Source organism: Morganella sp. EGD-HP17, from assembly GCF_000512315.2.
GTDB lineage: Bacteria > Pseudomonadota > Gammaproteobacteria > Enterobacterales > Enterobacteriaceae > Morganella > Morganella morganii.
The window spans coordinates 18,404-33,401 of sequence record NZ_AZRH01000007.1; the positions used below are offsets into that span (position 1 = coordinate 18,404).

Consider the following 14,998-nt stretch of genomic DNA (forward strand, 5'->3'; position numbering starts at 1 on the left):
AAAGATTCCCTTTGCACACTGAGCGTACTGGTTATTACGCATGGTAACCCTGTACTGCAATTACCAGGTCTTACCGATATTAAACTGGAACTGTTCTGTCCGGTCACCCTGGTAGTCTTTGATTGGCTTCGCATAAGAGAAGACCAATGGTCCGAGCGGAGAAATCCACTGGAACGCAACACCAGTAGAAACACGGATGTTCCCTGCTTTACTGTAATCAGGAATACCATACTTCTGCATAAGCTCAGTATTGTCCCAATTGGTATCCCACACTGTACCGGCATCCACAAAGAGTGATGTGCGGACAGAATTCGTGTATTTTTCGTCGATAAACGGTGTCGGAGTGATCAGTTCCATACTGGCCACCGCCATCGCGTTACCCCCGATAGCATCACGGGACGGGCTGTCGCTGCGTAACTTATCGGATGCCCCGTCATAGTAGACTGCTTTCGGACCGATGGTATTGGAACGGAAACCACGGACGGTACCGGACCCACCGGCATAGAAGTTCTCATAGAACGGCAGTTCTTTGCCGCCGAGACCATCACCGAAGCCTAAACGACCGCGTCCCATCACAACCCAGCTGCCGTTTTCGTCAATCGGGTAGTAGCCGGTGGTATCTGCGATCAGTTTATAGTATTCGTTATCAGAGCCCGGAACCGTGACTTTCGCACTCACAGTGGATTTCACACCGGAGGTCGGGAAGTAACCACGGTCGAGGTTGTTATAAACCCACGCAGTTGTCAGGGTAAAGTCATCGGCACGGAATTCCGCACGATCTTTATAGTTCGGCTCTTCACCCATTGAGTGCAGATAACGCCACATATTAACCTGTGGTTCCATACGTGACAGGGTGTTATGCACATAACCCAGACCTAAACGGAGGGAGTTATTTTCGTTGATCGGGAAGCCGAGCGTTCCGTCCACACCATAGGTTTTGTTGGTGTAACCGGACAAGTCTGCATCATCCGCACGGAAGTCGTTGTAGAAAATACGGCCGCCGAGACTCACACCATCAACCGTGAAGAACGGGTCAGTCAGTGACAGTTCAGCGTACGTTGAGTAGTCGTTCTTACTGGCGTTCGCACCAACCTGATAACCGGTACCTAACCAGTTATCCTGGGTGACACCCACCTGGAAGCTGACGCCGCTCTCTGTACCGAAGCCCACACCAAAGTTCAGGGAACCGGTGTTACGCTCTTTGACTTTATAGACGACATCGACCTGATCCGGCACACCCGGCACACGCTGGGTTTCCACCTCAACGGTTTCAAAGTAACCGGTACGGTTCAGACGCTCTTTACCGGCTTCAACCAGATCGTTACCTAACCATGCCCCTTCCATCTGACGCATTTCACGGCGCAGAACGGAGTCTTTACTCACGTCGTTACCGGCGAAACGGATCTGGCGGACATAGAAACGGTTACCGGCATCCACATTCACATGCAGAACCACGGTTTTATCGGCTTCATTAATTTCCGGCTGGGTCATGACGCGCGGATACGCATAGCCGTAACGGCCGAGCATATTTTTGACATCATTCTCCATTTTGGTGACCTGAGCACCATTATAGAGTGAACCCGGCTCAATGGCGGTCAGCTCGGTGATTTCAGCGGAGTGACCGGCCGTTTCACCTGCAACCTGAACCCCGGCAATCTGATACTGCTCGCCCTCGGTCACGTTGATGGTGATATAGATACCTTTTTTGTCCGGCGTCAGGCTGACCTGAGTCGAATCAATATTGAATTTCGCGTAACCGCGATCCAGATAGAAGCTGCGCAGGGTTTCAAGGTCACCGGCCAGTTTCTGTTTCTGGTATTTCTGATCAGCCGCCAGGTTCCACCACGGTACATCATCACGCAGCTGGAAACGGTTAACCAGTTCAGCCGTGGTAAACTGAGTGTTACCGACGATATTGATTTGCTGAATAGTCGCGGATACACCTTCCGCAAAAACGAATTTCACATCAATACGGTTGCGCGGCAGTGGTGTGACAACGGCTTTTACCGTCGCGTTATACTTACCGACACTGTGATAGAAATCTTCCAGCCCCTTTTCAATGTTTGACAGCATCGTCCGGTCAAGGGCTTCCCCGACGCGGATACGGGATGCTTCCAGGTTCTGTTTGAGCATGTCGTCCTTCACGGATTTGTTACCCGAGAAGGTGATATTTGCAATGGTCGGACGTTCCTTCACCTGAACCAGCAGTACATTACCTTCACGCAGGACGCGGACATCTTCAAAGTTACCTGTCGCGAACAGTGCGCGAATGGTACGTCCGATATCCTCATCACTGGCCGTGTCTCCGACACGGACAGGCATGTTCAGTAATGCAGCACCAACGGCGACGCGCTGAAGACCTTCAAACTGAATGTCCTGAACCACGAATCCGTCTGAACCGTATGCAGTGAAGCTGCCAAGCAGCAGCGACGCTATGAGCAACTTTTTCATCGCCATCGTTGTTATGCGTTTTCCTTACCGGTCCCGGTCTTCCTTAATCAGAAGCGGGAGAAATCATTGAAAAGTGCAAGCCCCATCAACAGTACCAGTGCCATTACACCAATACGATAACTGAAGTCTTGTACACGCTCAGACACCGGCCCGCCTTTTATCTTCTCGATAAGCAGGAATAACAGGTGTCCACCATCTAAAACTGGCAGCGGGAACAGATTTATGATCCCTAAATTGACGCTGATGAGCGCCAGAAACATCAGATAATACACTAAGCCGGAATCGGCGGAAATACCGGCACCTTTCGCAATCGATACCGGACCGCTGAGATTATTCAGTTTTACATCACCGGTCACCAGCTTGCCGATCATTTTCACGGTCAGATTCATTAACTGCCAGGTTTTCCCGGTTGCCTCGGCAACCGCTTCCACCGGCCCGTACTGATGTTCCGTAATATACTGCGGGTCGAGCGGAATAACCTTTAATTCGACACCAGCAAAACCAATTTGTTTACTGCCGCCGCTGTTTTTTATCTCCGGTGTGAGAGGCACATTAATATGTTCTCCGCCCCGCTCAATCAGTAAATCGAGCGTTTTACCGGGACTATTACGTACAAAGAGCGTAAACGGCTGCCAGACCGTAAGCGGCTCCCCGCTTACTTTAACGATCCTGTCCCCCGGTTGTAAACCGGCTTTTTCAGCAGGCCCCCCGGGCGTCAGTGCATTAATCTCATTACTGACCTTTGCGGACACCGGCATGATCCCCAGAGACAGGACAGCATCCTGTTTTTCCGGATCAAATTTCCAGCGGGTGAGATCGAGGCGTTTTTCCGCCGGTGCTGACCCCGGTTCCGGAATCACATTCAGAACGGTAAAATCATCGCCGATTTTACTGATCATCGCCATCCGCACACTATTCCAGTCAGGCGTTTCGATGCCGTCAACAGCATTTAGTTCCATCCCGGGCAAAATATTTGCCTGTTCTGCGACCGACCCCGCGCGGATATCCGCCACGACCGGACGAACCGCCGGCACACCGATCATAAACACAATCCAGTACGCCACGATGGCTAACAGAAAGTTAGCGATCGGCCCGGCGCTGACCACCGCCGCCCGCTGGCCGACGGTTTTGTTATTAAACGCCTGATGGCGACGCTCCGGTGCTACCGGTGCCACACGCTCATCCAGCATTTTGACATAGCCGCCGAGCGGAATCATTGCGATGACAAATTCTGTCCCGTGTTTGTCTGTGCGCCGCCAGAGTGCTTTGCCGAAACCGACGGAGAACCGTTCGACAAAAATACCGCAGCGCCGGGCCACCCAAAAGTGCCCGAACTCATGTACGGTAACCAAAATCCCCAGCGCGATAACAAACGCGGCTGAGTTCCAGATAAAAGTCATCATGCGTTTTCTGTCTGCTCCCGGTGTGCTTAAAAGCCGGAGAATACTAACAGGATCAGACCGGCAAATACCGGTACTGCCGCGGTCAGGCTGTCAATGCGATCCATCACGCCGCCATGCCCCGGGATCAGCTGACTGCTGTCTTTCACGCCGGACTGACGTTTAAACATGCTTTCGGTCAGATCACCGAACACAGAAATCAGAACCACAATCACTGACACGATAATCAGGTTTTCCGGCAGTGTCTGCAACGGCGAATAGTGACTGAACAGCCAGGACACCAGACCGGCGGTAATCAGGCCACCGGCCAGACCTTCCAGGGTTTTGCCCGGCGAGACACGCGGTGCCATTTTGTGTTTGCCCAGCAGACGGCCGAAGGCATACGCCCCGGAATCCGCCGCCCAGACCAGCAGCATGACATACAGCAGCCACCAGGCCCCCTGATACACATCACCGCCCGCATATCCCTGGTTGCGCAGTACCATCATGCCGCTGTAAAACGGAACAATGGTCACCACCCCGAAGATCAGGCGGATAATCACAGAATCTTTCCACAGCGCGGCGGATTTTGGGAAACTGATCACCAGCAGCACCGCGCAGACCCACCAGACCAGCGCCGCCCACAGGCTGACCTGTACAGCAGCATCCGCCATCAGGTTATTCATATCCAGTGTCAGCTGCCACGCAGCCAGACCGGCGGCAAACAGCACACCGGTGACAATACGCTGTCCGGCACCTTTCAGACCGGCAAACTGCGCCCATTCCCAGCCGGCCAGACCACACACGGCAATCACCACCCAGCCGAAATGTGCCGGTGCGAGCATAAACATCGCCAGCAGTACCAGCGGAATTAAAATAATGGCAGTAATTAGACGGTACTTAAGCAACATTTCCTCCCGGAGCCTGCTCAGACTGATCATCAGGTGTGGTTCCGCCGAAACGGCGCTCACGCTGTGTAAAAGAAGTCACCGCATCGCTGAATGCGTTTTCATCAAAGTCAGGCCACAGCACTTCTGTAAAATAAAATTCGGCGTACGCAACCTGCCAGAGCAGGAAGTTACTGATACGATGCTCACCACCGGTGCGGATCACGAGATCAATCGGCGGCTGGTCATGAAGCGAGATATGACGGCTGATATCCTGTTCGCTGACATCCTCAGCGGACAATTCCCCGCGCTGCACCTGTGCTATCACCTGTTTCACACTGTGGGTGATATCCCAGCGTCCGCCGTAGTTGGCGGCGATATTCAGCTGTAAACCGGTGTTATTGGCGGTCAGCACCTGACCACGGCGGATACGCTCCTGCAGACGCGGGCTGAACCGGCTGATATCACCGATGACAGATAATCTGACATTGTGCTTGTGCAGACTTTTGACTTCGTTGTCCAGCGCAAAGACAAACAACTCCATCAGTGAGTGGACTTCCTGTTCAGGACGGTTCCAGTTTTCACTACTGAAGGCATAAAGTGTCAGGGATTTTATCTGGTTTTTGATGGCAAAACTGACCGAGCTGCGGACCGATTTGATCCCTGCGCGATGGCCGGAAACCCGCAATTTTCCGCGTTTTTTTGCCCAGCGGCCGTTGCCGTCCATAATAATGGCGACATGCTGAGGTCCCGGCTTTTCTGAGGCATTTTCACTGGATACTGTCACGCAAGTTAATCCTTTGAGGTATCGGTTAATACATGGCGTCAGACACAAAAACACCGTGCAGGTTCACGGTGTTGTCTCTGTTTGTCAGTGATAACGTCATGGTGTTATTAACCGGTCATTAAAAATCTGATTTACAGAAATCGCAACGCTGAACTATATCACTTGCGCTATTCACCGACAAACGCAACCCGTTAATATAAATTAATTACTTCGCGATTTTTCCGATTGATTTACGGGTCAGTTCCCGCGCCTGTTTATCAATAATAAGGACATCATCAATTGACTGAGGTTCCGTGAACCGGTGATTTTCCACTACCATACGGTTTATTTGCGCGATATCTGTGAAACGGATTCTGTTTTGTAAAAATGCCTGCACAGTTTCTTCATTCGCCGCATTCATTGCCGTGGTTGCCGCCTGCCCGTCATCACAGGCTTCGATCGCCAGTTTCAGGCACGGGTAACGGTTATAATCCGGCTCAGTGAATGTCAGGCCGCCCATACGGGTAAAATCAAGGCGTTCAGCTCCGGCGGTAATACGGCCCGGATAACTCATGGAATAACTGATCGGGGTGCGCATATCCGGTGTGCCCAGCTGCGCGATAATGCTGCCGTCAGTATAGCGGACCATGGAGTGGATCACCGACTGCGGATGCACAATCACTTCCATTTGTTTTGCTGATGCATTAAAGAAATAACGTGCCTCAATATATTCAAGGCCCTTATTCATCATCGTCGCGGAATCCACGGAAATTTTACGTCCCATTGACCAGTTCGGATGTGCACAGGCCTGATCCGGGGTCATATTGGCCAGCTCAGATAAGGTGGTTTCGCGGAACGGGCCGCCGGAGCCGGTCAGGATAATGGAATCAATACCTGCGGCAGTCAGGTCAGCATGCCCGAGAGATAACTGTACGCCGGCCGGCAGGGACTGGAAAATCGCGTTATGTTCGCTGTCGATAGGAAACAGTTCAGCGCGGCTGGTGCTCATGGCGGCAAAAAACAGACGCCCGCTGGTGATCAGCGCTTCTTTGTTTGCCAGCAGAATACGTTTGTCAGCGCGGATAGCCGCGAGGGTCGGCAGCAGCCCGGCCACCCCGGTAATAGCGGCCATCACCTGATCCACTTCATCAAGCTGAACCACTTCACAGATAGCGGCACTGCCGCTGAGCACTTCGGTTGCACTGCCGTGGAGTTTCAGCTGAATACGCAATTCACCGGCAGCCACTTCGTCGGATAACACCGCATAGCGGGGTTTAAATTCCAGACACTGTTCAAACATCGTCTGAACATTTTTCCCGGCTGCCAGAACCACCGCACGGAACAGATCCGGGTGCTGACGAATAACCGAGAGTGTGTTTTTACCGATAGATCCTGTGGATCCGAGAATTGCCAAACCTTTCATGATAAATACTCAATGTTACTTTATCGTTATTTCGAATCGCAAAAGTATAGCACTTTGGTCAACAGAGAGTGAGAAGTCATTTCCGCAACTGATAAGTAAAAAAATAGTGCCTGAGGGCACTATTTTTATATGTTCTGTTCAGCACAGCATCCGGATCAGAATTCCATCAGCTCTTTTTCTTTTGCTGCCAGTGCATCATCGATTTTTTTGATAAACAGGTCAGTCATTTTCTGAACGTCGTCCTGGGAACGGCGGTCATCATCTTCACTGATTTCTTTGTCTTTCAGCAGTGCTTTGACTTTATCGTTCGCGTCACGGCGGACGTTACGCACAGCAATACGACCCTGTTCTGCGTCACCGCGGACGACTTTGATCAGGTCTTTACGGCGTTCTTCAGTCAGTGCAGGAAGCGGAACACGGATAACCGTACCGGCAGATGACGGGTTTAAACCGAGGTCAGAGGCCATAATCGCTTTTTCGATAGCCGGTGACATTGAACGGTCAAACACCGTGATAGCCAGGGTGCGTGAATCTTCCGCAACCACGTTAGCTAACTGACGCAGCGGAGTCGGTGTACCGTAATATTCAACAACGATACCGTCCAGCAGGCTCGGGGAAGCACGGCCGGTGCGCACTTTACTGATTTGGGATTTCAGCGACTCGACGCATTTTTCCATGCGTTCCTGCGCGTCTTTCTGGATTTCATTAATCACGTTATGAGTCCTTGGAAACGGGTAATTTTTCAGACCGTGCCTGTCGCGCGGCCCGCATTATAATTTTGGCGAATCGATTTATAAATGATACCGTCAAATTCCGCCGGTGTCCCGGCGTTTAGTCACGCGAAATCAAGGTACCTTCGTTCTCGCCCATCACGACACGGCGTAATGCACCGGGTTTGTTCATGTTGAAAACACGGATTGGCAGGTTATGGTCACGGGCCAGGGTAAAGGCCGCCAGATCCATCACTTTCAGTTCGCGTTCCAGCACATCCTGATAGTTGAGTTTTTCATACAGCACCGCATCCGGGTCTTTGGCCGGATCGGCTGAGTAAACGCCATCCACTTTTGTGGCTTTCAGCACCACATCCGCTTCAATTTCGATCCCGCGCAGACAGGCCGCAGAATCTGTGGTAAAGAATGGGTTGCCTGTTCCGGCAGAAAAAATAACCACACGGCCGTGACGTAAAAGACTGATTGCCTCAGCCCAGCTGTAGTTGTCACAAACGCCGTTGAGCGGAATCGCAGACATCAGCCGCGCATTCACATAAGCGCGATGAAGTGCATCACGCATTGCCAGACCGTTCATCACGGTTGCCAGCATACCCATATGGTCACCGACAACGCGGTTCATACCGGCTTCGGCCAGCCCTGCGCCGCGAAACAGATTGCCCCCGCCAATAACGACACCGACCTGAATCTGCAGTTCAACCAGTTCCTTAATTTCCTGCGCCATACGGTCAAGTACAGTCGCATCAATTCCGAAACCTTCATTCCCTTGTAAAGCCTCGCCACTGAGCTTCAGCAGAATACGTTGATAAACAGGTTTTGCATTGGTAGCCATGGTGTTCTGTCCTAAACAGATGAATTTATTGCCAGAGATACCCGGACGGATGCCCGGATGATAAACAGGGGTACTGCAGATAAAACAGAACCGCCTTCCGGCGGCTCTGATATGCAATGATTATTTGCTCATTGCCGCGACTTCTGCAGCGAAGTCAGCTTCAGCTTTCTCGATACCTTCACCCACTTCGAAACGGATGAATGCAGTCACGTCTGCTTTGTTTTCTTTCAGCAGATCGCCGACAGATTTGCTTGGTTCCATAACGAACGGCTGACCGGTCAGAGAGATTTCGCCGGTGAATTTGTTCATACGGCCGATAACCATTTTCTCTGCGATTTCCTGAGGTTTACCGGACTGCATTGCGATATCCAGCTGGATTTGTTTCTCGTGAGCAACAACATCAGCAGGAACATCTTCAGGTTTGGTATATTCAGGTTTGCTTGCCGCAACGTGCATAGCAATGTGTTTAACCAGTTCTTCGTTTGCGCCGGTTGCCGCAACCAGAACACCGATACGTGCGCCGTGCATGTAAGAACCGACCATGTCGCCTTCTAAGATAGCAGCGCGACGGAAGCTGATGTTTTCACCGATTTTGGCAACCAGTGCAACACGCTGTTCTTCGAATTTCGCAACGATAGCTTCTGCATCAGCAGTTTTCTCAGCCATAACGAAATTCAGGATGTCCTGTGCGAATGCCAGGAAACCGGTATCTTTTGCAACGAAGTCTGTTTCACAGTTAACTTCGATCAGTGCGCCGAATTTAGCATCTGCGCTGACAGCAGATAAGATAACGCCTTCAGCAGCAACGCGGCCTGCTTTTTTCGCTGCTTTAGCCTGGCCGGATTTACGCATGTTATCGATAGCTAATTCGATATCACCGTTTGCTTCAACCAGTGCTTTTTTACATTCCATCATACCTGCGCCAGTACGTTCACGCAGTTCTTTTACCAATGCAGCGGTAATTCCAGACATGTTATTTCCTCGATGAGCTCGCAGAAACTGTTTCTGCGGGGAGTTGTTCGTATATCAGATGCGTATAGGGAGCCATGACGGCTCCCTAACCATTTGCAGCAATACCTGGTTAATAAGAGCGCTCAGAGAGCGGACTCAGATTATTCAGCGGCTAATTCTTCAGCCTGAACAGCCAGATCCTGTGAACGGCCTTCGCGGACAGAAGTCGCGACTGCGCCCAGGTACAGCTTGATTGCACGGATTGCATCATCGTTACCCGGGATGATGAAATCAACACCGTCCGGATCAGAGTTAGTATCAACGATAGCAAATACAGGGATACCCAGGTTGTTTGCTTCTTTGATTGCAATGTGCTCGTGCTCAGCATCGATAACAAACAGAGCGTCAGGTAAACCGCCCATGTCTTTGATACCGCCCAGGCTATTTTCTAACTTACCAAGTTCACGGGTACGCATCAGCGCTTCTTTCTTGGTCAGTTTGTCAAAAGTACCGTCCTGAGACTGTGCTTCCAAATCTTTCAGGCGTTTGATTGACTGACGGACTGTTTTCCAGTTAGTCAGCATACCGCCTAACCAGCGGTGGTTCACGAAGAACTGGTCACAGCTGATTGCAGCTTCCTGTACCGCTTCGCTTGCAGCACGCTTGGTACCTACGAACAGGATTTTACCTTTGCGTGAAGCGATTTTGTTCAGTTCAGCTAATGCGTCGTTGAACATCGGAACAGTTTTTTCCAGGTTGATGATATGCACTTTGTTACGGGCACCAAAGATGAATGGTTTCATTTTCGGGTTCCAGTAACGAGTCTGGTGACCGAAGTGAACGCCCGCCTGGAGCATATCGCGCATGGAAACAGTAGCCATTTTAAACCTCTGTAAATAATAAGTTGGGGTTATGCCTCCACGAATCCCATGCTTCCGACTCCCTGTCAGCGTTAAGCTTCGGAGCACCCCGGCGCACGTGCCGATTCGTGTGTGTTATAACAGTTGAGTTAATTTAAGTTTCCGGCAACCGGGCAAAATACACGGAATGCCGGCGCGCTTTATACCATAAAAGCCGCAGCGATACCACATTTTCTTCAGTTTTCATGCCGGCGGTTATCCGTTGTCCGCCGGGTTTCCGCGCAATGATTGGCATCCTTTTCTCCGGCTGATAACATACCGCGTCTCAGTACCAGTTTCCTAAGTAAAGTAACGGGCATTCCCGGTTCGGATATCAATAATTATGGCAATCACAATCAAAACAGAAGACGACATCGCGAAGATGCGTGTCGCCGGTCGTCTTGCGGCCGAAGTGCTCGAAATTATCGCCCCGCATGTTGTGCCGGGTGTCAGTACCGGTGAGCTCGACCGCATCTGCCACGAGCATATTACAGTAAAGCAGCAGGCCATTTCCGCCTGTCTCGGTTACCACGGCTTCCCGAAATCTGTCTGTATCTCCGTCAATGATGTGGTCTGCCACGGCATTCCGAGCGAAGATAAGATCCTGAAAAACGGCGATATTGTGAATATCGATGTCACTGTTATCAAAGACGGGTTCCACGGCGACACCTCCGCCATGTTTATCGCCGGGAAACCGACGATTCAGGGCGAGCGTCTGTGCCGAGTGACACAGGAAAGTCTCTATCTGGCATTGCGTATGGTTAAACCGGGCATCCGTCTGCGGACTATCGGCGCGGCTATCCAGAAATTCGCGGAAGGACATGATTACTCTGTCGTGCGCGACTACTGCGGCCACGGTATCGGTGAAGGCTTCCACGAGGAACCGCAGGTGCTGCATTATGACGGCGATGACGGCGGCGTGGTGCTGAAAAAAGGCATGGCATTTACCATCGAACCGATGCTCAATACCGGCGATTACCGCATCCGTACCATGAAAGACGGCTGGACTGTCAAAACCAAAGATCGCGGCTTATCCGCACAATATGAGCACACGCTGGTTGTCACCGATGACGGCTGTGAAATCATGACCCTGCGTAAAGACGAGGAAGGTGCGCTTTCCCGTATTCTCGTTGCGCAGTAACCGCCCTGTATTCATGTCCGGCGCACATGCCGGGCATGATACCTCCCCGCCGTCAGGACGCTGAGGAATAACCGGAATGACAACTTCCCCCCGGAAATCTGCCTGTATCATTATTGGTATTGTCACACTGATCCTGCTTGTCATGCTGGTACCGTTTTATTTCCTGACCAAGTCATCCGGCTGGTGGCAGAAAGAGTTTGTCGCACGCGGGTATGCTGTCGGTGTGCAGATCCACCAGAATGTTTACGAACTGAATCTGTTTGATCTGGCCTTTACCAAACCGGTGTTTGATCACCAGTCAGTGTATGTCCCGGCAAGCAGCCTCGGCTCCTATTTCACACTGGTTGCGTTGTCACAACAGTCGTTTCCGACGCGGAAAAACATCCTGTTGCCGACGGAAAATCCCTATTTCAACGGCCGGATCAGCATCACTGCCCTGAATATTGATACCGCCGCGCTGGCAAGCGAGAGCAGACAGTACCTGAATGCCGGGGAGAGCTACCGCATCACCCGTCTGACCGCTTCACCGGACCGCTCTCTGTTCAGTTTCAGTACCGATGATAATGCGCCGGAAATACTGCAATCCTCCCCGTACCTGAAGGATATCGTCAATCAGGGTATGTGCCGCACAGACGGACAGAGCAACGGCTGCGGGATCGCTGAAGATACCTATATTAACCTCAGTGATGTCCTGCATAACTACTTCCGCAGCTGCCTGATTTACCGCGTGGATGATGAAAACAAACGCATTATTCTGCAGTTTATCCCGATGCCCGGCCCGGTACTGATATAACCCCGGCGAACCGGCAAAAAACTGGTTATTTCCCCGCTGACGCAGTAACCTTGCAGCAGAACACCTCTGCCACAAGGATCCCGCATGGACAACGCCCGGAGTACCGCATCAGCCCTGAAACCCGCCTCGCCGTTATCCTTTACTGATGATGATTTGCAGCTGCCTGTGCTGCGGGAGCACCTGGAGCATTACCGCCGCTGGCAGGCAGAGGCTTTCCGCGAAGGCCAGCCGGTTCATACCCTGCTGCTGACCCGCAGTGATTATATCGATCAGCTGCTGATCCGCCTGTGGCAATTTTTCAGTTTTGATGAGGTGGCGGATTTCGCTCTGGTGGCGGTCGGTGGTTACGGTCGCCGGGAACTGCACCCGTTGTCGGATATCGATATCCTGCTGCTGAGCAGAGCCCCGCTGCCGGAAGCACTCACACCGAAAATCGGTGAGTTTATTGCCGTGCTGTGGGATCTGAAACTGACGGTCGGCCACAGTGTCCGTACCCTGGATGAGTGTATCCGCGAAGGACTCGGCGACCTGACTGTCGCCACCAACCTGATTGAATCGCGCCTTATCTGCGGCACTCTGCCGCTGTTCCTGCAGTTACAGCGGCAGATATTTAATGACAGCTTCTGGCCGTCACCGCGCTTTTTTGCCGCCAAACTGGCAGAGCAGAAAGAGCGCCACGCCCGCTATCACAGCACCAGTTATAACCTGGAGCCGGATATCAAAAGCAGTCCGGGCGGGCTGCGTGATATCCACACCCTGCTCTGGGTGGCCCGCCGTCATTTCGGCGCGACGTCACTGTATGAAATGGCCGGTTCCGGCTTCCTGACCGATGCCGAGCGGGAAGAGCTGAATGAATGTCTGGATATGCTCTGGCGCATCCGCTTTGCCCTGCATCTGTCTCTGAGCCGCTACGATAACCGCCTGCTGTTTGATCGCCAGCTCAGTGTGGCGGAGCAGCTCGGGTATGACGGCGAGCACAATCAGCCGGTCGAGCGGATGATGAAAGCCTATTACCGCGTCACCCGCCGCGTGTCCGAACTCAATGAAATGCTGCTGCAATTGTTCGACGAAGCCATTCTGCACGCAGGGCACCACGATACCCCCAAACCGCTTGATAAGGATTTTCAGCTGTACGGCCACCGTATCGGGCTTATCCGTGATTCGCTGTTCAGTGAGGATCCCGCTGCCATTATGCGGATGTTTTACCGCATGGCCTGTGATGACACCATCACCGGCATTCATTCCGGCACACTGCGTCAGCTGCGCCATGCCCGGCGGCATCTCAGCCGTCCGCTGATGGAGTATCCGGAGGCCAGAGAGCTGTTTATCGCGATCCTGCGCCATCCGCGCGGTGTGAGCGCCGCGTTTGTTCCGATGCACCGTCATGGTGTGCTGGGTGCCTATATGCCGCTGTGGGGCAATATTGTCGGGCAGATGCAGTTCGATCTGTTCCATGCCTATACCGTGGATGAACACACACTGCGGGTGCTGGGAAAAATCGATACTTTCAGGCTGGAATCCGAGCGGGTGAATCATCCGGTGTGTGTGGATGTCTGGCCGAAACTGCCGCAGCCGGAACTGCTGCGCCTGGCGGCTCTGTTCCACGATATCGCCAAGGGCAGACAGGGCGATCATGCCGTTCTTGGTGCGGCAGATGCACGGGAATTCTGTGAATATCACGACCTGAATGAAGCAGACACAGATCTGGTCAGCTGGCTGGTGGAAAAACACCTGCTGATGTCGGTGACCGCGCAGCGCCGGGATATTCAGGATCCGGAAGTGATCCGCACCTTTGCCGGTGAGGTGCAGAGCACAGAGCGGCTCCGTTACCTTATCTGCCTGACCGTTGCCGATATATGGGCGACCAATGCCTCGCTCTGGAACGGCTGGCGGCGCAGTCTGCTGCGCGAACTGTTTATCAGCACCGAAAACCAGTTATTACGCGGAGTGCATAACAAACCAAATCTGCGCCAGCGGATCCGCCACCACAGCGACCGTGCACTGGCCCTGCTGCGTCAGGACGGTGCCGATGAGCAGAAACTGAACCGGTTCTGGTCGCGCTGTCATGCAGATTATTTTCTGCGCCATACCCCGGAACAGCTTGCCTGGCACGCCGGGGCACTGCTGAAAAATGATATGGCATCACCGCTGATCCTTATCAGTAACCAGCGCAGCCACGGCGGCAGTGAAATTTTTATCTGGTGCAACGACCGCCCTTCCCTGTTTGCTTCGGTGGTCAGCGAGCTGGATCGCCGCAATCTCAGTGTCCAGAACGCCCAGATTTTCACCAACCGCGACAATATGGCAATGGATTCCTTTGTGGTGCTGGAGCCGGACGGCAAGCCTCTCGCCGCCGATCGCCATGACACTATCCGTAAAGCACTGGCCTGCGCGGTTACCACAGATTATGTACCGAACCACCGCACCCGGACCGCCCCCGCCAAATTGCGCCATTTTGATGTGCCGACGCGGGTGAAGTTTATTCACAATAAACGCGGCCTGCGCAGCTACATGGAATTATATGCGCTGGATAAACCCGGACTACTGGCGCAGGTTGGTCAGATTTTTGCCGTACTCGGCCTTCAGTTGCACGGCGCGCGCATCACCACAACCGGCGAAAAAGTCGAGGATATTTTTATTCTGACGGATAAGGATAATAAAGCGCTGGATAAAAATATTCAGGAAGAACTGACTGAACGGTTGACAAAAGCCCTCAATTCAAAGGATAAAACAGAGTAAATTCATCAA

At 52.4% G+C, this 14,998-nt stretch carries 12 protein-coding genes; 3 read left to right on the top strand and 9 right to left on the bottom strand.

Translation table 11 applies throughout. The annotated features are described in order from the left end of the window. Nucleotides 1-60: 60 nt before the first annotated feature. The 9 genes from bamA to rpsB all read right to left on the bottom strand — a co-directional run bounded on the left by bamA (nucleotide 61) and on the right by rpsB (nucleotide 10,298). On the bottom strand, nucleotides 61-2,457 hold the full coding sequence (gene bamA / locus X965_RS09050; RefSeq protein ID WP_004237231.1) for an outer membrane protein assembly factor BamA: 2,397 nt from the start codon (nucleotides 2,455-2,457) through the stop codon (nucleotides 61-63). A gap of 41 nt (nucleotides 2,458-2,498) precedes the next feature. Further along, nucleotides 2,499-3,854, bottom strand: coding sequence for a sigma E protease regulator RseP (gene rseP, locus X965_RS09055; RefSeq protein ID WP_004237230.1), 1,356 nt, complete (start codon nucleotides 3,852-3,854; stop codon nucleotides 2,499-2,501). Nucleotides 3,855-3,880: 26 nt separating this feature from the next. Further along, nucleotides 3,881-4,738 carry a phosphatidate cytidylyltransferase gene (cdsA, locus tag X965_RS09060; RefSeq protein WP_024474952.1) on the bottom strand — a complete coding sequence of 286 codons (858 nt, stop codon included), beginning with the start codon at nucleotides 4,736-4,738 and terminating at the stop codon, nucleotides 3,881-3,883. Then, entirely contained in the window at nucleotides 4,731-5,444 is a 714-nt protein-coding gene (uppS, locus tag X965_RS09065; RefSeq protein ID WP_004237228.1) for a polyprenyl diphosphate synthase, read from the bottom strand. The genes cdsA and uppS overlap by 8 nt, the downstream gene beginning before the upstream one ends. 265 nt (nucleotides 5,445-5,709) lie before the next feature. Then, nucleotides 5,710-6,906 carry a 1-deoxy-D-xylulose-5-phosphate reductoisomerase gene (ispC, locus tag X965_RS09070; RefSeq protein WP_004237227.1) on the bottom strand — a complete coding sequence of 399 codons (1,197 nt, stop codon included), beginning with the start codon at nucleotides 6,904-6,906 and terminating at the stop codon, nucleotides 5,710-5,712. Between the two features lie 155 nt (nucleotides 6,907-7,061). Further along, nucleotides 7,062-7,619: a ribosome recycling factor gene (gene frr, locus X965_RS09075; protein WP_004242216.1), complete on the bottom strand. Its 558-nt coding sequence runs from the start codon at nucleotides 7,617-7,619 to the stop codon at nucleotides 7,062-7,064. 118 nt (nucleotides 7,620-7,737) lie between these two features. Then, nucleotides 7,738-8,466 (bottom strand): UMP kinase, encoded by a 729-nt coding sequence (gene pyrH / locus X965_RS09080; protein ID WP_015422460.1) that lies wholly within the window; start codon nucleotides 8,464-8,466, stop codon nucleotides 7,738-7,740. Between the two features lie 120 nt (nucleotides 8,467-8,586). Then, nucleotides 8,587-9,438 carry a translation elongation factor Ts gene (gene tsf / locus X965_RS09085; protein ID WP_004242215.1) on the bottom strand — a complete coding sequence of 284 codons (852 nt, stop codon included), beginning with the start codon at nucleotides 9,436-9,438 and terminating at the stop codon, nucleotides 8,587-8,589. 140 nt (nucleotides 9,439-9,578) lie between these two features. Beyond that, entirely contained in the window at nucleotides 9,579-10,298 is a 720-nt protein-coding gene (gene rpsB, locus X965_RS09090) for a 30S ribosomal protein S2 (RefSeq protein WP_004242214.1), read from the bottom strand. A 361-nt stretch (nucleotides 10,299-10,659) separates the two neighbouring features. Between rpsB and map the strand changes: the two genes are divergently transcribed. The 3 genes from map to glnD all read left to right on the top strand — a co-directional run bounded on the left by map (nucleotide 10,660) and on the right by glnD (nucleotide 14,989). Then, on the top strand, nucleotides 10,660-11,457 hold the full coding sequence (gene map, locus X965_RS09095; RefSeq protein ID WP_004237221.1) for a type I methionyl aminopeptidase: 798 nt from the start codon (nucleotides 10,660-10,662) through the stop codon (nucleotides 11,455-11,457). A 76-nt stretch (nucleotides 11,458-11,533) separates the two neighbouring features. Beyond that, a complete protein-coding gene (locus tag X965_RS09100) occupies nucleotides 11,534-12,250 on the top strand; it encodes a hypothetical protein (protein WP_024474955.1) in 717 nt (238 codons plus the stop codon). An 84-nt stretch (nucleotides 12,251-12,334) separates the two neighbouring features. Next, nucleotides 12,335-14,989: a bifunctional uridylyltransferase/uridylyl-removing protein GlnD gene (glnD, locus tag X965_RS09105; RefSeq protein WP_036417840.1), complete on the top strand. Its 2,655-nt coding sequence runs from the start codon at nucleotides 12,335-12,337 to the stop codon at nucleotides 14,987-14,989. The last annotated feature ends 9 nt before the right edge of the window (nucleotides 14,990-14,998 follow it).